Origin of the sequence: Komagataeibacter oboediens (assembly GCF_018491655.1) — a bacterium.
GTDB classification, from domain to species: Bacteria; Pseudomonadota; Alphaproteobacteria; order Acetobacterales; family Acetobacteraceae; genus Komagataeibacter; species Komagataeibacter oboediens.
Window position 1 is genome coordinate 1 of sequence record NZ_JABLUU010000020.1, and the last position, 23,639, is coordinate 23,639.

Annotated in this window: 24 protein-coding genes; 20 read left to right on the forward strand and 4 right to left on the reverse strand. The window is 56.4% G+C overall.

Annotated features, from left to right (window positions below):
• The first annotated feature begins 245 nt into the window (after positions 1 to 245).
• Entirely contained in the window at positions 246 to 1,613 is a 1,368-nt protein-coding gene (locus HNO79_RS14120) for a hypothetical protein (protein ID WP_214165623.1), read from the forward strand.
• Between the two features lie 1,109 nt (positions 1,614 to 2,722).
• Here the strand turns inward: HNO79_RS14120 and HNO79_RS14125 are convergent.
• A complete protein-coding gene (locus tag HNO79_RS14125) occupies positions 2,723 to 3,559 on the reverse strand; it encodes an IS5 family transposase (RefSeq protein WP_214165624.1) in 837 nt (278 codons plus the stop codon).
• Between the two features lie 154 nt (positions 3,560 to 3,713).
• Between HNO79_RS14125 and HNO79_RS14130 the strand changes: the two genes are divergently transcribed.
• From HNO79_RS14130 to HNO79_RS14155, 6 genes are all read left to right on the forward strand, one after another.
• Entirely contained in the window at positions 3,714 to 4,595 is an 882-nt protein-coding gene (locus tag HNO79_RS14130; RefSeq protein WP_214165625.1) for a hypothetical protein, read from the forward strand.
• Positions 4,596 to 4,794: 199 nt separating this feature from the next.
• A complete protein-coding gene (locus HNO79_RS14135; protein ID WP_214165626.1) occupies positions 4,795 to 5,214 on the forward strand; it encodes a hypothetical protein in 420 nt (139 codons plus the stop codon).
• A gap of 387 nt (positions 5,215 to 5,601) precedes the next feature.
• Positions 5,602 to 5,970 carry a hypothetical protein gene (locus HNO79_RS14140; protein ID WP_214165627.1) on the forward strand — a complete coding sequence of 123 codons (369 nt, stop codon included), beginning with the start codon at positions 5,602 to 5,604 and terminating at the stop codon, positions 5,968 to 5,970.
• 312 nt (positions 5,971 to 6,282) lie between these two features.
• Positions 6,283 to 7,062 (forward strand): hypothetical protein, encoded by a 780-nt coding sequence (locus HNO79_RS14145; RefSeq protein WP_214165628.1) that lies wholly within the window; start codon positions 6,283 to 6,285, stop codon positions 7,060 to 7,062.
• 293 nt (positions 7,063 to 7,355) lie between these two features.
• The gene (locus tag HNO79_RS14150) at positions 7,356 to 8,198 is read left to right on the forward strand and encodes an aminoglycoside phosphotransferase family protein (protein ID WP_214165629.1); all 843 of its coding nucleotides are present in this window, start codon (positions 7,356 to 7,358) and stop codon (positions 8,196 to 8,198) included.
• A gap of 143 nt (positions 8,199 to 8,341) precedes the next feature.
• The gene (locus HNO79_RS14155; protein ID WP_214165630.1) at positions 8,342 to 8,923 is read left to right on the forward strand and encodes a hypothetical protein; all 582 of its coding nucleotides are present in this window, start codon (positions 8,342 to 8,344) and stop codon (positions 8,921 to 8,923) included.
• Positions 8,924 to 9,126: 203 nt separating this feature from the next.
• Here HNO79_RS14155 and HNO79_RS14160 read toward each other — a convergent pair whose 3' ends face one another.
• Positions 9,127 to 10,095: a carbon-nitrogen hydrolase family protein gene (locus HNO79_RS14160; protein WP_275954922.1), complete on the reverse strand. Its 969-nt coding sequence runs from the start codon at positions 10,093 to 10,095 to the stop codon at positions 9,127 to 9,129.
• Positions 10,096 to 10,139: 44 nt separating this feature from the next.
• On the opposite strand from HNO79_RS14160, the gene HNO79_RS14165 reads away from it, so the two are divergent.
• From HNO79_RS14165 to HNO79_RS14175, 3 genes are all read left to right on the forward strand, one after another.
• On the forward strand, positions 10,140 to 11,117 hold the full coding sequence (locus HNO79_RS14165) for a LysR family transcriptional regulator (protein WP_244987556.1): 978 nt from the start codon (positions 10,140 to 10,142) through the stop codon (positions 11,115 to 11,117).
• Positions 11,118 to 11,327: 210 nt separating this feature from the next.
• Complete coding sequence (locus HNO79_RS14170; protein WP_214165632.1) at positions 11,328 to 13,409, forward strand: ParB/RepB/Spo0J family partition protein; 2,082 nt, start codon at positions 11,328 to 11,330, stop codon at positions 13,407 to 13,409.
• 136 nt (positions 13,410 to 13,545) lie between these two features.
• Positions 13,546 to 14,748: a DUF932 domain-containing protein gene (locus HNO79_RS14175; protein WP_214165633.1), complete on the forward strand. Its 1,203-nt coding sequence runs from the start codon at positions 13,546 to 13,548 to the stop codon at positions 14,746 to 14,748.
• A 77-nt stretch (positions 14,749 to 14,825) separates the two neighbouring features.
• Here HNO79_RS14175 and HNO79_RS14180 read toward each other — a convergent pair whose 3' ends face one another.
• Positions 14,826 to 15,119, reverse strand: coding sequence for an HU family DNA-binding protein (locus tag HNO79_RS14180; RefSeq protein WP_207846461.1), 294 nt, complete (start codon positions 15,117 to 15,119; stop codon positions 14,826 to 14,828).
• Between the two features lie 74 nt (positions 15,120 to 15,193).
• Between HNO79_RS14180 and HNO79_RS14185 the strand changes: the two genes are divergently transcribed.
• Positions 15,194 to 16,273, forward strand: a complete 1,080-nt coding sequence (locus HNO79_RS14185; RefSeq protein ID WP_214165634.1) for a DUF7146 domain-containing protein — start codon at positions 15,194 to 15,196, stop codon at positions 16,271 to 16,273.
• 321 nt (positions 16,274 to 16,594) lie between these two features.
• Complete coding sequence (locus HNO79_RS14190) at positions 16,595 to 17,530, forward strand: DUF2493 domain-containing protein (RefSeq protein ID WP_214165635.1); 936 nt, start codon at positions 16,595 to 16,597, stop codon at positions 17,528 to 17,530.
• A 13-nt stretch (positions 17,531 to 17,543) separates the two neighbouring features.
• Here HNO79_RS14190 and HNO79_RS14195 read toward each other — a convergent pair whose 3' ends face one another.
• Positions 17,544 to 18,350: a hypothetical protein gene (locus tag HNO79_RS14195; protein WP_214165636.1), complete on the reverse strand. Its 807-nt coding sequence runs from the start codon at positions 18,348 to 18,350 to the stop codon at positions 17,544 to 17,546.
• Between the two features lie 774 nt (positions 18,351 to 19,124).
• On the opposite strand from HNO79_RS14195, the gene HNO79_RS14200 reads away from it, so the two are divergent.
• The 8 genes from HNO79_RS14200 (at position 19,125) to HNO79_RS14235 (ending at position 23,638) form a co-directional block, all read left to right on the forward strand.
• Complete coding sequence (locus HNO79_RS14200) at positions 19,125 to 19,448, forward strand: DUF736 domain-containing protein (protein WP_006560122.1); 324 nt, start codon at positions 19,125 to 19,127, stop codon at positions 19,446 to 19,448.
• Between the two features lie 339 nt (positions 19,449 to 19,787).
• Positions 19,788 to 19,925 carry a hypothetical protein gene (locus HNO79_RS14205; RefSeq protein WP_214165637.1) on the forward strand — a complete coding sequence of 46 codons (138 nt, stop codon included), beginning with the start codon at positions 19,788 to 19,790 and terminating at the stop codon, positions 19,923 to 19,925.
• Between the two features lie 319 nt (positions 19,926 to 20,244).
• The gene (locus tag HNO79_RS14210; RefSeq protein ID WP_207846264.1) at positions 20,245 to 20,463 is read left to right on the forward strand and encodes a transcriptional regulator domain-containing protein; all 219 of its coding nucleotides are present in this window, start codon (positions 20,245 to 20,247) and stop codon (positions 20,461 to 20,463) included.
• A gap of 58 nt (positions 20,464 to 20,521) precedes the next feature.
• A complete protein-coding gene (locus HNO79_RS14215) occupies positions 20,522 to 21,055 on the forward strand; it encodes a DUF2285 domain-containing protein (protein ID WP_214176811.1) in 534 nt (177 codons plus the stop codon).
• A 127-nt stretch (positions 21,056 to 21,182) separates the two neighbouring features.
• Complete coding sequence (locus tag HNO79_RS14220; protein ID WP_207846266.1) at positions 21,183 to 21,458, forward strand: helix-turn-helix transcriptional regulator; 276 nt, start codon at positions 21,183 to 21,185, stop codon at positions 21,456 to 21,458.
• On the forward strand, positions 21,455 to 22,258 hold the full coding sequence (locus HNO79_RS14225; RefSeq protein ID WP_214165639.1) for a replication initiator protein A: 804 nt from the start codon (positions 21,455 to 21,457) through the stop codon (positions 22,256 to 22,258). Before HNO79_RS14220 ends, HNO79_RS14225 begins: the two co-directional genes overlap by 4 nt.
• Positions 22,259 to 22,607: 349 nt before the next feature.
• Positions 22,608 to 23,084: a DUF2840 domain-containing protein gene (locus HNO79_RS14230; protein WP_214165640.1), complete on the forward strand. Its 477-nt coding sequence runs from the start codon at positions 22,608 to 22,610 to the stop codon at positions 23,082 to 23,084.
• Positions 23,081 to 23,638, forward strand: coding sequence for a S26 family signal peptidase (locus HNO79_RS14235; RefSeq protein ID WP_214165641.1), 558 nt, complete (start codon positions 23,081 to 23,083; stop codon positions 23,636 to 23,638). The genes HNO79_RS14230 and HNO79_RS14235 overlap by 4 nt, the downstream gene beginning before the upstream one ends.
• Position 23,639 lies beyond the last annotated feature (1 nt).

Sequence of the window (23,639 nt, forward strand, 5' to 3'; positions counted from 1 at the left end):
AATATTATCCAATATAATCAGCATGTTAAGCCGTCCGTAAGGGCGGCTTTCTGCGTTTGGGAAACACGCGCAGGAAACACATAGGAAACAGACGAAAAGGTACCGGGGCGCGATTTTGTCCACTTTCACAAATGCGTGATTTAAGAGCGGGGCACCCTGTCGCCTGTTTCAGGGTATGATCCTGTCTTGTCGAGTCAGGACAGTCTGCCCTTCTGCTGTCCGTATCAGGAGACGCACGAGCAGCCATGGCCGCAGACGAACTCACGGGACTGATCCGTTATCTCGGTCAGGAGGACTGGCAGGAGTGTTTTGGCGAAGTGCTCGGCGATCACATCGGTCCGGCGCTGGAAGCGGGCGACATCTCCTTCGAGGAGCTGGCGGAGATGATCGGCCCTGACGTTGCCATGACGCTGTGGGGCTGCGCTTTCGAAGATTTTCTCGGCCAGGACTGGAACGATGGCCGGAACTTCGTCGACATTTACCTCAAACGGCGGGGCTGGAAGGAAGGGCCGCGCAACAGCGCCTATATGCGTGCCCTCAAGGCTTCGGTCATGAGCCTGTATGAAGTCTCGGATATCAAACCCGGCCAGAGCCTGATGGCGCGTGACCTGCTGCGGGGTGGGGAACCCGTTCTGGTGCATGAAGGCACGGCTACCCGGACGCTGGAACAGTGGGACCGGATTGCAGCACGTCTCGTGCCGTCCGATGGAAAGACCATTCTGGCAGGTGGGCTGCTCGCCTATTCACGGGGTGCCTGCGAAGATCTGGCTGCGAACCTTTACATGGCTCTACGGAAAAGACGGGGCAAGGCCGAGTTTCCGAAAGTCGATACGCAGACGCTGCATGAACTTGCGCCGATGTTCACGCTGACCTGGCTGTTTCGGACACTGGAGGACATGGCCCGGCAGATGGAGGGGCCAGCGCTGTTCAATGGGGACGGAGAGGATTTGGTCTTCCACGAAGTGTGTTTCCCGCTGGCAAAGGGCGTGACACAGAAGACAGTGGCGGACGTGCTTGACGGGATCATGGCCCTGCGACCGGAAAACCGGTCATTCTGGAACTGGCTGAAAGAGCCGAGTAATCCCGTGGGCAAGGCTGGACGAGATGAAAACGGGCGGTTCCTGCGCACGGAGATGGATGATGGTGCGATCGTGCTGGGCACGCTGGATCTTAAGGGGCGGCAGTTGCGGCTGCAGGTGAACTCGAAAGAGCGTGCCGAACGTGGCCGTGCCATGCTGCAGGCTGGTCTGGGAGATCTCGTGCGCGCTCCGCTCACGCAGATCATGACGCCAGCGCAGGCGATGGAAGACCGGAGGACGCATGGACGGGAGGTCTCGCCAGAACTGCAGATCCCGCCCGAGGAGGAAGCCCGGATTATCGGGCAGATGCTGGAGCGGCACTATCGGCAGGTGCTTGATGAGCCTGTTCCCGCTCTGGGGGATATGACGCCGCGCCAGGCCGTCCAGACAGCCTCAGGTCGTAAAAAGGTGGCCATCTGGTTGAAGGGTATCGAAAACACTACGGTCCGCGCCCACGGGAGTGGCGGTGCCATGGCTGCCTACGATTTTGGGTGGATGTGGCACGAACTCGGAATCATCAGGCTCAGGAAATAGTCCGCTTACGCCTCTTCTCAGACATATTTTCTCCGAAACGGACTTCTACATAGCGGACGCAATTCTGCTAAATCTGAGAGCCGGATTACCGAAGCGCAGGAAACGTGCGTCGGACTGCCAATCAATTTGCATTTCTAACCAGGCTCGAAGCAGCTAGATTTCTTCAAGTCGTGGCTCTAAGACCCAAGGATCGCACAATGAAAGAAAACTGTCCTATTTATTTAAATTTACTAGCATGCACTCTAATATTGGCGTGGACTTTTTATAATTTCATATCGTTTGCGGTAGCGAATATTTACTCACAGTCTGAACAAATAAGTGATTATTCAAAAACAACAGCAATAATGGTTGGCATGTACACGGGATTGTACTGCATAAATTACTTCACGCTGGAGAGATACAACATAAAAATAAACACCACATCACTTCTTACCGTATCAACTTTAATGTTTTCATCGGCGAGTTTTTCTCAAGATATAACAACAAAACAAAGCATTATGGGTTTTGTTTTTATTGCCATGGGGAATGCATCTATAATTATTATTTTTTTTTATTTGATAAAATTAATCTTCGAAAATTGATAGCTAAAAGATGATTGTCAGCTTCAATCAATAATCATGAGGCCCGAAGTGGACGCAAAGTTGACCGGCAGTAGTCGCCGCTCAAAGCGGCTGTGACCATTGCCCGAAAGTCGACATTATCAAGCAAACCGCTATAGACTAGAGTGTGGAACAAGGCCGTCGTCTCCGGTTCGCTGCTACGTTGACGGTTTTCAGCGAAAGCAGAAGCTTCAACCTCGTATTGATGCTATCGTCGATTGACTGTGATTGGAGGCAGGAGCCGCGTGGCGCATTTCGATCTCACAGTAGCGGATAGCGGTTGTTCCTCCTCTTGCTTTCATATGGGACATCCAAGAAATTTTGATATTTTATCAATACAGATCATCGAATATAATTAATATATTATAATACATTATCTGGGTTTGTATCAAATTACATAGATAATTTACTATAAATACTTATTTATTTAATAATTACCTCATATACTTACTTCATTAACACTTTCTCGAGCCCGAGAGGGCAGCACTGAGAGCCCGATCCGAAAGTTCTTCAACCCTGACAATGCCTTGCTGTCCGTCTTGTGAGCATGCGGATTGAAGCGATCAGTGTCCACGCGGTTGATGAGGCGATGGATTTTTCCCAATCTTTGGCCATCCGCCTGCATCGTCCCAGCCAGGCGAATGTCCGTTCAACCACCCAGCGGCGCGGCAGGATTTCAAAGCCCTTTGCCGTATCGGATCGCCTGATGATTTCGATGGTCCATTTTCCCATGGAGGCGAGTGCAGATCGCAGTTTGTCGCCAGCATAGCCGCCATCGGCGAAGATGTGGCGCAGCCAGGGAAAGCGCCTGCGTATTGCTGCCAGGACATCAACGGCCCCATCACGGTCCTGAATATCGGCGGCATGAACGAGGAGAAAGATCAGGAAGCCACAGGTGTCCGTCACGATATGACGCTTGCGGCCCTTGACCTTCTTGCCCGCATCATAGCCAGAAAGCCCGCCACTTTCCGTGGTTTTCACCGACTGGCTATCCATCACGCCCGCGCTCGGGGAAGCTTCGCGCCCCTCAATCTCGCGCAGGGTCATGACCAGCACAGTATTCATGACTTCGAACAGTCTCGCCTCACGCCACGCGTAAAAGTAGCGCCTGACAGTGGATACCGGCGGAAAGCATTTCGGCAGCAGGCGCCACGCGCACCCGGCCGACGCTATGTAGAGTATGGTGTTGACAACCTCGCGCATATCCGTCGTGCGAGGGCGACCGCCCCGTTTCGCCGGGGGCACGAACGGCATGATTAAGGCCCACTCCCCGTCCGTCATATCCGATGGATACCGCAGTCCTTCCCGGCTATGTTCACGTCGGGCAATACCAGTCCATGCCACCATTCACTCCATCTCTTTGCAAAGACGGATGAATCACAACTGACTGGTATTGTTCAAAAACTTTCGGATCGGGCTCTGATCCGATTTTGGTGGTCATCGAAGCAGCTTGGTTTCGATGGCATTTTGCGTTTAATATCGACAAAACGGAGAGGATCAAATGTCGCTTTCAGGTGTTATGAGTTCGCCTTACCAGCGTAAATTTTTCCTGTTTTCATCGATCTTAATTATCATTGTTTCCTGTTTTGTCGTATGGATTCTTTATTGCTTCACTTCGGACACTCGTGGCTGGAACCTGCTCATTAGTGTCTTAGTTTCGATTATCACCAGCGCCATATTCTCCCTTGGGTCTGCGCTCTATCTTGCCTTTTTCTTCGAAGACCCCTTCGAACTAGCTTCCGCCCGAGAGCTGCTGCCTCAAGATGTCGGCCAAGCCCTTAGGCAGATAGCCGAGAACACGGCAGACTATAAGCTGTTCGTGCGCACTGGCCGCCATTTTAGGGCAGAAATTCTCCCTGTACTCGTCAATAGCGCCATAAAGTCCCGCAGGCCTGTCCAAATCGAGGTAGTGTTACTCAATTTTCGTAATGACGCTTTATGCGAGAAATACGCGACTTACCGGAAAAGTACTTCCTTTGACGCCAAGGTGTGGACAAAAGAATATGTGCAGCAGGAGGTGTTGGCGACGATCTTGAAGCTGATCGATACCGTGGTGAACCACAGCAGCCTAGTTAAGGTTGATCTTTATTTGAGCGATCGACTTTCGACTTTTCGAATTGACGGATCATCAGACGAGCTTATCGTCACCCGGGAAGATCCCAAGGATACAGCGTCACGTTATCGCCGCGATGATAGCGCCTACGCAGCCTTCCTGACCGAATTCAATTGGACGCGCGATGATGCGATAAAGGTTAGGCCTGGAAGCAATGGCTTGTCATTGCCGACAACATTGGAAGAAATGTTTGGCGGATCTTCCGTGCCAGCAACTGTCAGCGCTGGCGCGGCGAAGGCAAAAACTGCCCCCTCGCCATATGCCCGTTAAAATTCCTTTTCCGCTCACGCTCGATTACGTCAGATCGGCTTCAACTTTTGCCCTGTTTACAAGCCTCCAGTCGTGGGTGAAGGGATCAGATTCTACCTGTCTGGTTCACCCACACGGCTTCGCCGTAGTCCTCCTCAGGTCCGGGTTCGAAGACTGGCGGCTTCATTGGTGGCCGAAAGGACCAAGAACTTTGACTGGCATGCCGGGGATGATTCACACCCACGACAAAATAATTGAGAGCAGAATTCTCACAGGACAGATCAAGAACGTTCTTTATGACGTTTCGGCAGTAACGACCGGAGGGCAGCCTGTGTACGAAGTGGCCTACGCTGGCAACAAATATGTCAGAAATACCGCGAATGTTTTGCAAAAAACTGCTGAGCGAGTACGGGCAAGAGTGAGTAATATCCAAACTCTCAAGGCGGGTGACTGCTACCGCATAGAAAAACATGTTTATCACGAGGCCATCGTTCCAGACGACGCCGTAACGGCAACGATCGTATGTATGCACTCTCCGTCGCCGGGGCCTATCAAGGTGATTGGCCTAGATGGTTATCCAGAACACCTCGAGTTTCAACGGATCGAACGCCGAGCAGCTGAGTACATGGGTTTCGTTTGAGCGCCAATCTTCACCTCAATCTATGAAAAGACGAGGCTGTCGCGGCGAACCGCGTTGAGCATCATGAAATGAATGACGGATTTTTGCCTACTATGGCGAATAGGAGACATTCCGCTCACCCCCCTGATCGGCCTGTCTGCTCAATGATACAGGAGCAGACAGGCAGCAGTCGCCTACAATTCGGTCATTCAACCTTACGTTTGTAAGTTCCGAAAGCGGACATAATTTTAATAAATATTCTTGTACATTCAACTCTATCAGAAACTTCCAGAACGTATTAATTATGTTTTTAGAAGTCTACGAATTTCGTATATCTGTATTCTATTAAATCTAGTCGAACAGTGGTGTAGGTCATGATAGAAACTCCAGAACAAAGGAGTATAAATCGTGAGTTACAAATATTACGAGGAAAAGTCGCATGCAAAGAATGCAACAAGCAATATTCCCGTATTGGGAGATTTCTGCGTTACCGGAGCGGAGCATGAATCAAGCACAGATCATTGTTTTTCATCATTTCATTTGTGGAAATTAGAAGAAGTTCCTTACGAAGGTAAAATTTATACACTATGGAAAGATAAGGGATGGGTATCATCCACTGAGATATTGAATATTAGAAGTAGAACCCTCCACGAAATATATTCGGCAAAAGAGAACGAAGATACTATTAATACCGGTGAAAAAATTGAGGTTGAATTTAGAGTGTCTCACAATAGTAGTTATTTTGACTTAAGTAAAATGCCTGGAAAATCTGTGTAATATCGAAAAAATTCCGTCTACCAAATAGCCGTATTGCGGCCTGTGGTGTTGGATAGCACTCTTTCCACTAACCCCCACTGAACTGCCTGTCTGTTCTACTTTGTGGGAGCAGACAGGCGGCAGTCACCACATGTTGGATGCTTTTGGGTAAGCAGGGGATCGCTGAAAGCAACTATTCATGCGGCCAGCATTTCCTGTGAATCTCGACAAGGGTTGCTAACGGATATATGGCCTAGATTCCCCAGTCATTTAGTGAAGGGAAACGCCTGCTTAGCGCGGCGCAAAACAAGGCCGTTTGTTAAGGGATGGAATATGACTTTAATAGTATGTCTCAAGGCAAGAGATTGCTTCGTTATAGCCGCCGATAGCCTAACCTCAAGAGGTCAGAACACGCTCAATAGCGCGACAGTTAAGTTGCATCGGGTCGGCCCCAATGCGGTGGTTGCCAACTGCGGTCTTGCAATGGTGGGTGGTAAATATTGGGACGGAATATTATCTGGGTTTACCCCATCCGGGACTGGAACTCCGCTTGCAACTACGTCAAATGATCTTCAAATATTTCTGAGTGGAGTGATAGGTGGCGTTCCGAAAAATAACGTTGGGGCCTGCGCCGGAGGAAACACTTTCCTATTGGCGGGATACGATTCTGCTGCCTCCTGCATGGGGGTCTCGAAACTGCGTCGGATCGGCGACCGTCGTGTATTCGAGGAAAGAATGAATTACTTGATTCCATCGAGTTGTTATTATGTCGAATGGCTTGGTGACACTACATCCATTATGAAATATATAAATAAAAAAACCAAATGTTACCACGCGGATATGTCACAACAGGACGCCGTCACGTTCGCCGTCAATGCTATCAGAGGTGGGATCACCGCAAGTCAAGCCGCAGGAAAGACCACCATTGGAGGTGATGTCATACAGGTCGCAATAGTTTCAGACACCAATGTTGTTTTCTCTAATCATTCGCCTATCCCTGCAAGCTTCTATCAACATCTTATTGATACTGTTCAGAATGTATGGAAGGATCTAAAAGCACGTTTTCATGTAGCCGGAATGCGAATAAGAAAAGGCATTGGCCGGAAGGTATAGGTGAGATTTGCAATCTCGATCTTCATTTCGGCGGCCTTCAATTCTTATAGTTCTGGTTATTTGTTCCATCACTGATTTTTCATAAACGAAGCATGTTCTATTTGGATGCTAGAGTGTCTGCTTGTTGCTCTTCCATAAACAGCATCGGACATTCGGCTTTCCCCCCCCCTATGCAGCCTGTCCGCTCACGGAATATGAAGCAGACAGGCGGCATACGCCCTCAAGACAGTCGTAGCGCGTGGTTCAAGCGTTTCCCAATAGCGGACACTGAATGAGAGTTATATGCTCTTCGCATGCCCGGTACCAAGCACCATACTGCCCTTGCTTCGGCGGCCACCGTTTATATGTCACGCTGGCATCTAGTTGCCGATGGTGCGCCTGTTCAGACAGCAAGTTCCTACTTAGTGCCGGCCACCCGCGACGGCTCCCCGGCTATGTTGAAAGTAACTTCTGACCCCGATGAACTTCGCGGCAATCATCTCATGGCACTGTGGAATGGGCAGGGTGTTGCCGCAGTTATAGAACATGATCGAGGCGCTCTTCTTCTGGAAAGAGCAATTAGCGGTGGCACTCTCGCCGACCTTGTTTACGCAGGCTTAGACGATGAAGCGACGCGAAATCTTTGTGCGACAGCGGAACTTCTGCATTCAGCTTCACGATTACAGCAAGAAGAAATGCGGTCTTTGAAAAGCTGGTTCGCGGACTTACTCGATTTCTCGCCGAACAACGTAGAATGGTTGAAAGACTGCGGCCGCCAGGCCCACACGCTATTAAGTGATCCACAGGAGCAACTCGCCTTGCACGGAGACCTCCATCACGGCAACGTTCTGGATTTTGGGGCGCGAGGTTGGCGCGCGATCGACCCGAAGGGCCTTTACGGGGAAAGGGCCGCTGATTTTGCTGCTTTATTTCTGAATCTCGATCTTGCAGATTCACAGCGCCCCTACGCTATTTCTCCACAAAGGTTCGAGCAAAGGATCAGGCTTGTCAGCTCACATACGGGTGTTGAGCCTGTCCGACTGCTGCGATGGATCCATGCCTGGAGCGGCCTGTCCGCAGTCTGGTTTATCGAAGATGGGATTGCTCCGGAAACTCAGCGGGCAGTTGCGCATCTGGCGTCTGAGGCGCTCGGTTAAGAAGGCAGCAGAAGTTGCCGCTTTCAACTCTCATATCGGCCGTAAACCTGTTACACTGACGTTTCCGAAACGGGATCAGCCTCACTGGCCACTGAAACAAGAAATTTGATCTACTCTAAAACTCAAATAGTAAGTTTGGAATTATGAATTTAGAAAACAATGATGAACTCGAAAAATTTAAGAGTTATATGCTTGAGAGATTTTTAGAACTAGAAAGAGATAGTCGTGGTACCGCTTGGGATTTTGTAGGGCTATCGGTATCCTTGGATTATCTTGCCTCACTTACCAAGATTCATGTCATAGATCAAAGAACAGGAAAATTAAAATGCCAGTCAGGCAGCGAATATTTCACGTCTTTCATCAATAATTTTTTTCCGGAAGCATATTCTCAATTCACCTATAGATGCGGCTCCAAGGACTTGCCGGAGCAGATGTACCGCATTCTTAGATGTGGTTTGGCACATGCCTTCAGCTTGTATGGCGAGCCCAGTGGGCGCGGTCGGACTGGATCAATTATGATCGGGCATGGGGTGGATAATCTAATCCCCGCTCAAAAGGAACCGCCTCGTGATGATACTGTAATCCTGAATTTTATTCCGTTTATTAATGATGTGCGGACGGCACTTAACAATCTCATAGAGGCAGCCCGCTTTGATTCACGGTTAAAAGAGCGCGTGTTAAAACGTATTCGAGCGCAACCCCCACTCCAACTAATCCTCGAATAGTTTCGCTGTTTAGCCTTGTGTAGAGATGAAAACTTGCTGGAGATCAGTTAGGCGTCAGTCTGATGGATTTCTCTCTTCATTGCCGATGACCGGACATTCTGCTCTCCTCCCCATAGCAGTTCATCCCCAGATACGGACTTTGCCGTGACATCTAAAAGGAGGGCTTCAGTAGTTACGGCAAGGCGATAGAGGCCGCAGTCATTTTATTCGATCTTCATCGTCAGAAGTGGAGCATCGATCTCTTGCGCAGAGAACGATACTGGATTTTGACAGGCGTTGTTAACCTGCAAACTGAAGATATCAGGACGGGCGTAATGGCCTGCCACGTCCAGATCGTATTTCCCCCGGATCACATCATCCAGATCGATATCCGCCGTAATAATGGCTTCACGATCATAGATCGGACCTGCGATGATTTCACCGAGCGGATTGACGATTACGCTTCCGCCACGAATGAGAACGGTTTCTGGGTCGTTACCCTGATGGCAGGTATAATTTTCCGGCGCATCCGCGCGCGTCATATACTGACAGGCACTGAGAACAAACGTCCGCCCTTCATAAGCGATATGCCTCATGGACGCCTGCCAGATGTCGCGCTCGTCTACTGTAGGTGCACACCAGAGATTGATGCCACGGGCATACATGCTTTGACGTAGGTCAGGCATGTAATTTTCCCAACAGATCGCAGCCCCGATACGCCCAATCTCTGTTTCGAATACCGGAATGGTCGAACCGTCTCCCTGTCCCCAGACCAGTCGCTCGGTGCCGGTCGGCATCAGCTTGCGATGTTTGCCCAAAAGCATCCCATCGGGTCCGAAAAAAAGCGCCGTACAATACAACGTAGCCCCATCACGTTCGATAACCCCAACAACGAGATGGGCCTTCATTTTCGCCGCGAAAGAGCCGATCCGCGCTGTTTCTGCTCCCGGAACGTCAATGGCTGACTTCCAGTATCGAAGGTAATCCTCACGTCCTTCAGGGGAGCGGCTTCCCAGAACAGCACCGAAGTTCAGACCTTTTGGATATCCGCCGACATACGCTTCAGGAAAAACTGCAAGCTCAACGCCTTGTGCTGCTGCGGCTTCGCAATGGGCCTCCATCCGATCCAGTGTGCGAGGGGTGTCGAAGAGACTGGTTCCTGCCTGGATAACGGCGACGCGACGCTGGCTCATGTCCGGATCTCTCATGGATATGGTGAATTGCAATGACGGGGAGAGTGGACTTTCTCACATTATCGGGCAAATTGATTGTTTTGATAGTCAAAATCACTATGGTCGATATCTCACGTCTTGATTTCAATTTGGTCACTACCTTTCTGGCGCTCTGGGAAGAGCGCAGCGTTTCCCGAGCCGCAAAACGGTTGTCATTGAGCCAGTCAGCCGTCAGCGCTTCTCTGGCCCGCCTGCGGGAAGCGGCGGATGACCCCCTGTTCGTCCGCACACGTGACGGCATGCAACCAACCCCTCGGGCAATTGCCATGGCGGAACCGCTACAAAACGGAGCGACGCTGATCCAGACAGCGTTCTCAACCGTCACGGCATTTGATCCGGCAACCAGCCGACAGCATTTCTCTTTGGGAATGTCCGACGACTTCCAGATCGCGGCTGGCCCCCTGATCGCAAAACGTCTGGCAGAGGAAGCCCCACGGGTTTCGGTGACATTCAGACAGGCCAACAAACATCGCGTCGAGGCTCTTTTCGAAGCAGGAGAAATCGACTTTGCTGTTGTCGCACAGCCAAATGTGCGCTCCGGATTACAGCAGCAGGAGATCGGGCGGTCCGGTTATGCCTGCCTGCTTGATCCAGTCGCCTGCGACCTTACACTGCCGCTAACACTGACAGATTATCTGTCTCTGCCACATCTTCTGGTCTCGTTTTCAGGTCGCGAAGGCATTGTAGATCAAGCCTTGAAAGATCTTGGTCACTCACGACGGGTGCAATCGGCGCTGACACATTTTTCTGCCCTTCCTCCCTTCCTGATCGGGGCGCGTGCCATTGCCACACTACCAATTCATGCCGCCCAGAGCCTCGCAGCTGTTTCAGGCCTTACTGTCTGCGCGGCACCCATTGATTTGGGAGACTATTCTGTATCGATCCTCTGGCAGCGAACGGTCGATAATCCCTGGATGCGTCAGATTATGAGCGATGCCTTCCTGGCGATTTCACCGGACTTAGAGGCAATCTATTCGGGTTAATCTCGCATCGTGAATGTCCGATATCGGACAACAATAAACTGATAACCGACATTCCGAATTCCCCCCCATTGGCGACATTTTTCTGCCGGGAAAGGGGCGAGCGTGCTGGCTTGGGTGTAGCCTTCGGAGTCAGAGGGTTGCGCGGATTTTCATGACGGGTTGAGAGGGTGGGAGAGAGTCTCCTGTCCGCCCGTCATGGAGTTTTTCGCCATGGCGACCGCTATTCCCAAAATCATCCTGAGTTCCTCCCGTGATATTCCGTTCAACAGGTTGGTGCTGTCTCAGTCCAACGTCCGGCGTGTGAAGTCCGGCCTGTCGATCGAGGAACTGGCCCGCGACATCGAGCGTCGTGGGCTGCTGCAGAGCCTGAATGTCCGTCCCATCCTTGACGGCGAAGGGGTCGAGACCGGTACCTATGAAGTCCCGGCCGGTGGGCGTCGTTTCCGTGCTCTCGAACTGCTGGTGAAGCAGAAGAAACTGGCGAAGACTGCCCCGGTGCCGTGCGTGGTGCGCGAGGCCGGATCGGCCATTCTCGCCGAAGATGATTCCCTGGCCGAAAATGTCCAGCGGGTAGCCCTGCATCCGCTGGACCAGTTCCGCGCCTTCCGTGACATGCTGGAAAAAGGCATGTCTGAAGAGGAAATCGCCGCAGCGTTCTTCGTCGCACCGGCCGTGGTCAAACAGCGCCTGCGGCTGATGACCGTGTCCGACAAGCTGCTTGAGATCTACGAGCAGGACGGCATGAAGCTGGAACAGCTGATGGCCTTTTCTATCAGCGATGACCATGCCCGGCAGGAGCAGGTCTGGGAGATCGTGTCCCAGAGCCATAACCGTGAACCCTATGTCATCCGCCGCATGCTGACAGAAAAGACCGTGCGCGTTTCAGACGCCCGTGCCCGCTTCGTGGGGCTGGATGCCTATCTTGCCGCTGGTGGCCACGTTATGCGTGACCTGTTCGAGGCCGATGATGGCGGCTGGCTGCAGGATCCGGCCATTCTGGACCGGCTGGTCATGGAAAAACTGCACGCAGCCGCCGAAGATATCCGTGCTGAGGGCTGGAAATGGATTGAAACCGCCCTGTCATTCCCATGGGGTCACACACGGCATTTCGCTGAGATCGACGGCACGGAAATGCCGCTGACCGATGAAGAGACAGCCCGTCTCGAAGCCCTGCGTGTCGAGCAGGAAACTATCGAGGCCGAATATGCTCAGGCCGATGAATACCCCGATGAGGTGGATGCAAGACTGGGCGAGATCGAGCAGGCCATTCTTGCCCTGGAAGAACGGCCTCTGGCGTTCGATCCCGCTGACATGGCGCGGGCAGGGGCTTTTGTCAGTCTCGACAGCGATGGCACGCTGCAGGTGGAGCGGGGGTTCGTGCTGCCCGAGGACATGCCGGCTGGGCCGGAAGAGACCGATAATGCCTATGGTTCGGATGAATACGATCACCCCGCGTATGATGGGCAGGATGAACGTCTTACGGGTTATGGTGGCGATGAAGGCGAAGTGAGCGATAGCGTTACTGCTGACGTCGAACCCGAGGAAGAAGACGGGATCAAGCCGCTGCCCGACCGGTTGCTCACCGAACTGACGGCCTGGCGCACGCTGGCCCTGCGGGATGCGTTTGCCGGCAACCCGCATATCGCCCTGACCGAACTGCTGCACACCTTGGTGCGCGATGTTTACTGGCAGACATCCGGCGCGGATTGCCTGGAAGCCTATGTCCGGGAAATCCCGCTGCCGATCCATTCGCCCGACATGCCGGGCAGCCTTCCAGCCCATGCGCTGCGTCAGCGCAACGAGGGCTGGAAGCATGATCTGCCGGATGACGAGGATGCGCTGTGGCGCTGGATCGACGGGCTGGACGATGCCAGCCGCATGGCTCTGCTGGCCCACTGCCTGTCCTTCGGGGTCAACGCGCTCTACGAGCGTATGCCCACTTACGGCGCGGTGTCCCAGCGCAGCGTCACCGAGCGTCTCAAACGGGCAGACCGTCTGGCATCGGCCCTCAGTCTCGACATGGTGGAGGCGGGCTGGCAGCCCACGGTCGAGAACTATCTCGGTCGGGTGACCAAGGCCCGTATCCTGCAGGCGGTGCGGGAAGCGCGCGGCGATGAGGCGGCCGAGCGCATCGCCCACCTGAAGAAGCCTGACATGGCCCGCGAGGCCGAGCGGCTGCTGGATGGTTCGGGCTGGCTGCCCGAGGCGTTGCGCACGACAGGTGGTGCAGAGCAGGTGCCGGTTGAAACGGCAACGGTGGACGAGGGTATGGAGGCTATCGCCGCCGAGTAGCCTTTATGAGGTCTGGAACTTTGAGACAGCGGCTTCCGATACCCGGAAGCCGCTTTTTTCATGTCCGGTGCCCGGAAAGAGGAAGAGGGCGGCTTCGCCTCTGGTGCCGAATAACCGGCATAGAGGAGAGTTTTCCATGACCACGACCACCATCCTGCCCCCTGCGTCCCATGGTGCAGCTTCCGGCGGCTTCCGGATTGATCCGTCCCGTGGCACCCGCAGCGCCCGCGTCTCGTCCGAATGGTTTTCCCGCCCGGATGACGAGCGGTATCTCTCGCTGTCCGATCTGCACGCCGCCACACTGGCGCGCGCGGATCGGGCCACGGCCCGCACGGTGGAAAGCCGCGCCATCCGTGTCGAGGCTGCTCGCGACAATGCCGAGCGTCTGACCCTGACCGTGCCGGGACAACATGAGCCGATCGCACCGACGCACTGGTCCTTTGGCCAGATGTGCAGTCTGGTGGGGGCACCATCGTCGTACCTGCGTAACCTGCCGGCCCCACTGGCGGCGATCAATCTACAGCACGGGCTGCTGTCGCACCGCGCAGAACTGGTGAAAACGCTGGAAACCGAGGACGGCCGCGTCGAACTGCGCGCCGTCACGGGGCCGGATTACGGCCGTATCTGGGACCATGAACTGGTCGGCGCGGTGCGGAAGATCGCCGGCGATGGCACAGGCGATACCAACTGGAAGGTGCCTGGTGTCATCGACTGGGCCACCATGACCCATAATCCGTACGTGGACATCACGAAGGAAACCACGACGCTCTACGCATCGGATCGCGATGTATTCCTGTTTCTCGTCGACGATACACACCCGATCGAGGCGGGACGCCTGCCCAATGGTGAGCCCGATCTCTATTTCCGGGGCTTCTATGCCTGGAACTCGGAAGTCGGCAGCAAGAGCCTTGGCATCGCGTCATTCTATCTGCGCGGAGTGTGCCAGAACAGAATGTTGTGGGGCGTGGAGAATTTCGAACAGATCACGATCCGGCATAGCAAGTTCGCAGCCTCGCGTTTCGTGCATCAGGCGACACCGGCGCTCCGGAATTTCGCCACGGCCAGTCCGGTCTCGTTCACCTCGGGCATTCAGGCCTCGCGCCGGGCGTTGGTGGCGAAGACCGACGACGATCGGGAAACCTTCCTGCGGCGTCGTGGGTTCTCCAAACCGGAAACCACGAAAATCATTGAGACGGTGTTGAACGAGGAGGGACGCAAGCCCGAGAGCGTGTTCGATTTCGTGCAGGGGATCACGGCGCTGGCGCGGACGAAGACCAATCAGGATACGCGGCTGGATTTTGAGGGCAGGGCACGCAAACTGATGGAGAAGGTCGGATGAATGCGTCCATCATCAGAGGCCAGCGTGATGGGGAAGGGGCGGCGGACAGGGTCCGCCGCCTTTCACCTGTCGGCAGGTCAGTCGTTCAGGCTGTCCTTGAGCGCCTTGGCAGGCGTGAAGGCCAGCTTGCGCGAGGCCGCGATCTGGATGGTCGCACCCGTGGCCGGGTTGCGGCCTTCGCGGGCGGCGACCTCTTTGACCTTGAACTTGCCGAAGTTCGGCAGGGTGATTTCGTCACCCGCTTTGGCAGCAGCGGTCATGGTCTCGATCAGCGCGTCCAGCACCTTGCGGGTATCGGTCCTGCTCGTGTCGGTGGTGGTGGCGATATGATCGACCAGATCGGCAATCTTCATGGGACTATCCTTCGTTATCTGTCGGGCCGAAACCCGCTGCTCCTGCCGTTACGGGGGAATTATGGCGTCTTCAAGCCTGCAGGGAGGGTGCAATGACAGACATGCCGCCATGGGATGCTGGTGATCTGGCCCGCAGGCTGGGCGAAAACGCCGAGGCGGTGTGCCGTCATTACCTCTCCGCTGGCCGACGGCACGGCAATTACTGGCTTGTCGGCGACGTTCATAACACGCTGGGACGGTCGCTCTATGTCCGCCTGCATGGTGGACCGGACGGACGTGGCCGTGCGGGCAAATGGACGGATGGCGCGACCGGGCAGCATGGCGATCTGCTTGACATCATCCGCGAAAGTTTCGGGCTGCTCGATTTTCGTGATGTTGCCGACGAGGCACGTCGTTTCCTCAGCCTGCCGCAACCGGCACCACGACCGGCCCCTGATCGCGGCCGTTCCCATGCGTTCAGCCGCGATATTTCGGGGCAGGCATCTGGCACCGCAGACGCCGCACGTCGGCTTTGGGCCATGTCCCGTCCGATCGTCGGCACGCTGGCGGAAACCTGGCTGCGGCATCGTGACCTGACGCGCCTGTCATCCCTGTCATCCCTGCGTTTTCATCCTGACTGCTATTATCGCGCCGATACCGACAGCTCGACCGAGACCTGGCCCGCGCTGATTGCCGCCGTCACCGACCTCGACGGCACTGTGACCGGGGTGCATCGCACCTGGCTGGCGCGCGACGGACGCGGTAAGGCGCCTGTCGAAATGCCGCGTCGGGCGATGGGCGACCTGCTTGGCAATGCCGTGCGCTTTGGCACGGTGTCTGACGTAATGGCGGCAGGCGAGGGCATCGAGACGGTGCTGTCGCTCCATGAGGTCATGCCCGATCTGCCGCTGGCCGCCTGCCTGTCCTCGGCGCATCTCGCCGCCATGGCGTTTCCGGCCACGCTGCGCCGCCTCTACGTGCTGCGTGATGACGACCTGGCCGGGGATCATGCAGTAGCGACCTTGATGGCCCGGACGCAGGAAGCCGGGATCGAATGCCTCGTGCTGTCACCGCGTCTGGCGGATTTTAACGATGATCTCCGCTACCTCGGGCGTAGCGCTATGCGGGCGATCCTGCATCCCCAGCTTGCCCCGCAGGACGTGGTGCGGTTTCTGCAACCCGTTGCGCACTGAGGCGGGCCGGGAAGGGGGTGTGAGATCCGTCTTCTTTCCCGTGTGGCGCGGGGCTGTCCTGTTTCCGGATGGGGCGCGCCCGCAGCCTTTCTGGAAGGGGAGCGGGCGTCAGCCAGGCCGGCCCTACAATGGCGGAGCCGGCTATTTTCCGCCGCGCGGGACTGCGTCCGCGCTTTGCATCGCGAAGCAAAATAGCCGTCTTCCTGCCATCCTCCTCTGCGTTCCGGCCGCGCGTTGCGCGGTTCCGGCCCGGCCTTCGTCTGCCGCTATCCGCCCCCGGAAAGGCCGCGAGGGGCGCGGCCAGAACCGGAGGACAGATCCATGACCCGCACACCGGACGATTTTGAACCCGCACACGCCACCTCTTCCACCGCCCACGTGCTGGCCGAACTCCAGCTTTACGGCCACCGTCCCTTCGAGGATGAGCCGGACGCGAGGCCGTTGCCCGACGCCAGCCAGATCGAGGGCGCGGTCGCCGATATCTTCGACGCGCTGTCCGCCACGCTGACCGACACGCGGCTGGAACCCGATCTCGAACCGCTGCTCTGGTCCACGGTCAACGTCTTCCATCGCATGGTCGGGCAGGTGGAGCGTGATCTTGACCGCAACGAGCAGGCGCAGAAACGCAGCCAGCAGGAACAGGATGGCAGTGAGATCCGCTCGGTGGAACTGGAACGCCTCATTGCCGAGGGGCTGACTTTGCTGGAGCGACGCAACGCTTACGAGATCTTCCGCGACCTCGCCTGCGACCAGTTCGAACGCCTGACCCTATCGCCCTGGCGGCCACGTTCCGGCTCGCTGGTCAGCCGCAGCACCCTGACGGCCTCCATGATCGACAGCCGTGATTTCCTCAACGCTCGCCGCAAGGCCGAAACCGAACTGCTCGTGCCGGCCGGCCCCAAGATCGCGGTCACGGGCGGCCCTGATTACGAGGACCACCATCTGATCTGGAACCGTCTCGACAAGGTGCGCGAGAAGCATCCCGACATGGTGCTGTTGCATGGCGGTTCACCCAAGGGGGCGGAATTCATTGCCTCCCGCTGGGCCGATCATCGTGATGTCGCGCAGATTGCCTTCAAACCTGACTGGAACCGGCATGGCAAGGCCGCCCCGTTCCGGCGCAACGACGCTCTGCTGAAAGTCCTGCCCATCGGCGTCATGGTGTTCCCCGGATCGGGCATTCAGGACAATCTGGCCGACAAGGCCAAGCAAATGGGCATTCCGGTCTGGAGGTTCCACAGGGAGGCTGGCGCGTGAGCGTTTATTCAAACTATTTTGATTGAGAGGGATGAATGATCAATCCACGTAAATTTGTGTCGTCCGGTTGCAGAAATTGATATGCAGTATGTTTGGCGTTTATTGCTGGAATGACGCCGCGCCAAAAGAACAACACCTGTTGTCCAACGTAGTCGGCCAAGTTGTTTAGACAAGGGTTTCTAATAGGCACATCAAAGCGCAATGGCAAACTTTCGCCATTGAACAAAAACCGTTTTATGGACGACAAAAAGTAATAATGTTTGCCCCGAGAGACTGTGGCGTCTCCGTAGATGATATGATTTTCACAGTCCAGAATATTTATATCGTTTTGTAAATATCGTATATATGTAAATGCAGATTTGTAATTCCATTGATGGTCGTTAATAGTCAGAGAATGAGCTTCCCGCTCGGTTTCGGGTATCTTGAACCATGTGTCGACAATTTTCGACATCGTAGCAGGATAAAGTGGGCGAGATGCTTTTGCCGTACGGGACAATGCGATTAATTGTTCTTTTGAAGGAGGCATTCGCCGTTGTGGGCGTGGTGGCATACCGAGACAGTTCGGTATTGGGGTCGGAGGTAATATACTAGGTTTCGGTTTGGCTTCCCCGGGTTGAAGAGGATCAGAGTGACTTTCCGCTTCGTTAGGGCATCCAGTTACATGTCCCTCCTCCGCATAGAAAAACGTATTCTTGATTGTCTTTGGGTAAACTCTGACAAGGCAATGCTCGTCCGGACAAAAGCAACTGAGGCGTCTGTCTTTTTCTGCATAAGAGACATGTATTTTACTCTGGGTTTCCCAACAGAGTGCCTCCACCATCAACTCTTTCCGCACGGTCTTTCCTATCCTGACTGTGACGCGAATTATAGTATATTACTTATTACTGCGTGTGGTTGATAGGTTCAGTTGGATTTTAACCACGACCTGACAGGATAGTGTATTTGGGGTGCGCACTCTACTCGCACCCCGGAAGGCCCCGCCCAGAGAGATCGGGGGCGGAGTGTGACCTCTTTCACCGTTCTCGCTGCGGGGACGATGGATGAGGGAGGCGATGGCTCCCTTCCTCGTCGGTGAACCGGTCGAAACAGCAGCGGCGAAAGAAGGATCGTCCAGCGGGCAACTGGCTGGCCAGCCTTCGTTGGAACGATGGGGCCATAGGATGCGGCCCGAACCGTTCGCAGTAGAGACGCGGCAGTCGGGGCAGGTATCAGGCCGCAGCCCGCGCCATCAGCATGGAAGACGGTCGCACCGGTCGAGCGCGATATTCTCCTATGTCGCACGTTCCCCACCTGTCGGACCGGTCATGCCGGCATCCTATCTTCTGGGGCTGTCGGGTCCGCACACCATGGCCTCTGTCGGATGGCTGATCTAGCCGAAGACCGGCTGCGCCTCGATCGGCTGGCCGCAACGGCGTTCCGGAACTTTCTTCCCCTGCCGGCTGCGCCGTCATTCCTCGCGAGCCAAGAAAGTTCTGGTCCTGCCGTCCTCCGCTGCGCTGCGGCCCTGAAGGGTGCTCTGCCGCTCGCCTCCGGCTGGTCGATCGCCATCGAGGCCACGGTGGTCGCGGCCCGATAACAGCATGGAGATACGACAATGGCTAACATCGGTTCCTTCAAGAAGGTGGGCGAGGGCTTTGAAGGCGAAATCGTCACCCTGGCCCTGCAGGCCCGCAATGTCCGCCTGGTGGCCGAGACCAACCGCGCCAACGACAACGCCCCCAACTACCGCGTCTATCTCGGGCGCGTGGAACTGGGCGCCGCATGGACCCGCCGCTCCAGCGAAGGCCGTACCTATCTGAGCCTGAAGCTGGACGATCCTTCTTTCGCCGCCCCGATCTTCGCCAACCTGTTCACCGACGAGGAAGGCGAGGGCTACTCCCTCATCTGGACCCGGCCGCGCAGCCGGAACGGGGACTGAACCTCCCACGACCAACCCCGCCCGGTCTCTCCGGGCGGGGCCTTCCGGGTTTTCTGGCGGGCTCTTTCAGGGCGCGGGCGATCGTGCTGGTCGCCCGACGTGAGACGCAGGAGGAACATGAGGCTTTCCCTCAGCCTTCCCATTGTACCATGCGCGAGGGCGCACCGCGTCAAGGACGCGCGGTGCCCCCAATTTTGCCCGACGCACCCGTGCCGGGCGCGCCAGACAAAATCGGCTCCCCCACGCGCCGGCGAGCCGGTCGCCTGCGGCGCTCCCTGACCCGGTCCGCCCCGGCATGAGCCGTCCGTCCTGTCTTCGAGAAACGAAAGGAGCAGGACGATGACCACGCTACACGACCATATCCAGATGCTGCGCGCCGAACTGACCAGCTTTCACCTCAGCCGTCGCGAGCGCCGACAGATCGAGCACGAACTCAAAGAGGCGCTTGCCCGACGCGATGCCGAGCCCCCCGCCTGACGGGGGACTTCAGGTTTGCAGGGCAGACTTATCGGTCAGTTGGAACAGGCAGGATCATGAGACATCACGACCCTGTCAGAATGCGCTGGTGTGGCATGGCACCGACCTCTCTGGCGATACGGCCTCTTTCAGCCCCGAACTCCCTTTTTCGTCGCGATAACTATAGCCATCATCCAAGCCCCCATGCCCGGAAGGCAGCGTTAGGCGTCATTTCCGTTACGGTTATGTATCGCGATGGTCATGCACTGCCTTTCTCACGGTATCTCCCTCCGTCTCTCGCCAGACCGGTAATTCTGGCCACAGATGGGAGGAGTCCGTCATGGTCGAGCACCTGGAATGGCACGATCCACGCTTCCGCGAGCATCTGCGTCTGCTCAATGGTCCCGGACTGGCACAGGAACTGCTGCGGCATATCCCTGCTTATGTGACCGGATACCACCATCTTCGCCAGCACCTCGATACACTTACGGACCTTCGGGTACGCTATGAACTGGCGGGCGATTTCGCTCACCACTGGGGGTTATCCTGTTCCGGCTGATCCGGATATTCCCGCATGGATCAAGCCTGCATTATGGAGCCCTGAAGTCTATCCGGGTGTGACAATTCTTGTCGAAGCCCCTGAAGACTTTCACGTTCGCACGATCCCCGCGCGCTTTCTTCACGGGGCATCCCCGATGGAACAGCAGCCCGGTATCCTTGTCGTTGTCATCTCGCCCGATGATGGTGCCCATCATCTGCAGATACAGGGATGGGCGGCGTCTGCCCGTCCTGCAGCACTCATCCCTCTGGACGGCGCTGAGGAAATCCGTATTGCAGAACTGCGACGTTTTCTGAAACGTCTCACCGGTGCATCTGTTCCCGGCCTGCCACGCTCGCTCTCGCTCCGGCCCTACCATGTCTGGCGGATGGCCGATGTCATCTGCGCATATGCCGGGCGTATGGCCGGGGCCTCGCAGCGTGAGATCGGCCGGGTTCTGGATCCGTCCGTCCGCACCATGAATGCCCGGCAGTGGGATACATCGTCCCAGCGTGCGCGTGTCGGACGCCTGCTGAAGCGGGCTACACGTCTCGCTGACCGACGCGAATATGTCTCCCTCCTGCGACCGGGCCGTTTCCGTCTGCGCGCGTGATTTTGACCAATCCTGCTTTCGCGACAGGACCGTACGCGCCAAAGGAACGGTCGTTTTTCGCACGTCTCCCGCACGACAATTATTGCCGAAGCTCCGCGTGGTTACGCCCGAACAGACGGAGGCCGACATGACGATCTCACCTCCGCGTCAGGACAGTTTCCTGCGCGAGCAGCTTCTCACCACGCCACAGGCAGCCCACAAACTCAACATCTCGCCACGCACGCTGGAGCGCTACCGCTGTCGTGGCAGCGGCCCGATCTTTCGCAAGATGGGCGGGCGCGTGCTCTATCACGTCGATGATATCCGCGTGTGGGTCGAGAATGTGGCCTGCCGCTCCACGTCCGAGACGGCCTACGAGGTCGCCCGCATGCTTGGCAGCCGCAAGCACGGGAGGGGGCCATGATATCCCTTCCCGTATCGCGGCCTATCACACCATGCCTGCTGATCGACCTCATGTCGTGGCCATTTTTCAGTCTCAGCAAGTCGCCGCGGCACGTGCCGGTCAGCTTTCGCATGGGCCACGTCACCATGCACGTAGCTGGACGCGATGATACGCCCATGGCGACGATATGGGATGCGGATATCCTGATCTGGGCCGTTTCGACCCTTGTTGCCGCCCGGCGGCGGGGACAGCCTCTGTCGCCGCACGTCCGGGGCAGCATGCGCGACGTCCTGCGTTTTCTCGACCGGGGCGAGACGTCCGCCCGTTACGCGCGGCTGCGGGCGGGACTGGAACGGCTTGCTGATACCCGTGTCACGACATCCCTGCGCCAGACCCGGGAAGGTGCGCTCGGGTTTTCGTGGATTGTCGCTTGGCAGGAACGACGGGGCGAACTTGATCTCATTCTCCCGCAATGGCTGTGCGATGCGGTCGGTCGCCGGGCGGTTCTTGATCTCGATCCGCGCTATTTCACGCTGACCGGTGGCTTTGAACGCTGGCTCTACCTTCTCGTGCGACGGCATGCCGGTCGCCAGAAAGACGGCTGGGCCTTTGATCTGCCGCACCTGCACGAGAAATCGGCCTCGCGTTCGCCCTATCCCCGCTTCGTCTTTGAGATCCGTCGCCTCGTCACGGCAGACAGCCTGCCGGGCTATCGACTGCGGCTGGAGGCGCCGTCGGGGGACGTTCCGGTGCTTCATTTCATGCCTGCTTCCGAAACTTATCCACATGATCTTGTGGATAACCGTGTGGAGGACTCGTGATGCCATTCGGCCTATCAGGAATCGATTTCCCGGCCTATCGGGAATGGGATGTTGAGATAGTCGATTGTTATAAAAGGGGAAAATCTCGCTCTCTAAGAGTACTAAATATTATAACTATTCAGTACTTGTACACCGCGCCAGGGCGCGCGCGTGAGTCCTCGAATACCATAAAAACTGCTGGATTCGTCTCGACATTTCCCGACAGTCCTGCGCCACGACATGACTTTTTACGAGCGGGCTTTCTGCTCGGGAAGCGACCCGTTTGTGGCGGCAGCCGATCTGTCGTGATGCAGCGGAACTGCGGCCAATGCGCGGCCAACATCCGTCCTCCTGTTGCAGGAGGGCACGCATGAACCACGCATCTCGCGAGGTGATGACGCATCTCGAACTGACCTGGCTGGAAAAGCGCATCGAACAGTGGCTGCGCTTTGGTCATGCGCTGGAAACGCAACCGATCGATCGCTATCGCCGCCGTCTGTGTTTCCCACCGGGCGCCGTGTTCGCCCTGCTGCGCTGGACACAGGCGGAGTGTGGGGCGGCAGCCTGCTGCATCGATATTGTGCGCGCCCCCCATGCGGGTGAGCCCCGGGAACGTCTGCCTTTCGTGCCGACGGGTGCGGAACGTCTGCTGCATCGCAGCGGCTGGATGCAGGTCCGGACCGTGCTTGCTGTCATCGACGCGCTGGAACGGCGCCGGATCAATCCCGTGCATGTCTGTCCATCCTACTGGCAGCAGCTTGCCAACGGTCTGCGGGAAGGCGGCATCGTGCCGTCCTACACGACCGCCCGGCATGAGGCATGGCTGTGTAGGAGGACCGTGCCATGACGCGCAGGGGCTGGTTCTTCACTACCTATTTCGCAGCGCTGGGCGTGGGCCTGTCGATGGCCCTGCATCCGGTGCCACGCCTGATCTGGAACGCTACGGCCAGTGTGCCAACGGGTCTGTATCGCCTGCACCCCGAACGCTTGCCTCATGTCGGGGATCTGGTGGCGCTTCGTCTGCCGGAAGGCGATGCGGACAGGCTGGCGCGTGGTGACTATCTGCCGCGTGGCGTGCCGTTGCTCAAACCGGTGGCGGCGATTGGCGGACAGACTGTCTGTCGCACGGGAAGTCATATCGTCGTCGATGGACTGGGTGTCGGCGAGGCACTGACCACTGATCATCGCGGGTGTCCATTGCCTGTCTGGCAGGGCTGTCACCGTCTCGATGCGCGCGAAATCTTTGTGATGAACACGCACGAACCCCGCAGTCTGGACGGCCGGTATTTCGGTCCACTTCCGGTCAGCAGCGTGATCGGGCGCGCGACCCCGCTATGGGTTGCCGCAGATTCCGTGCCTGCCGCCGGCCTTTCTTCGCCACGCTTTTTGCAGGATCACTGAC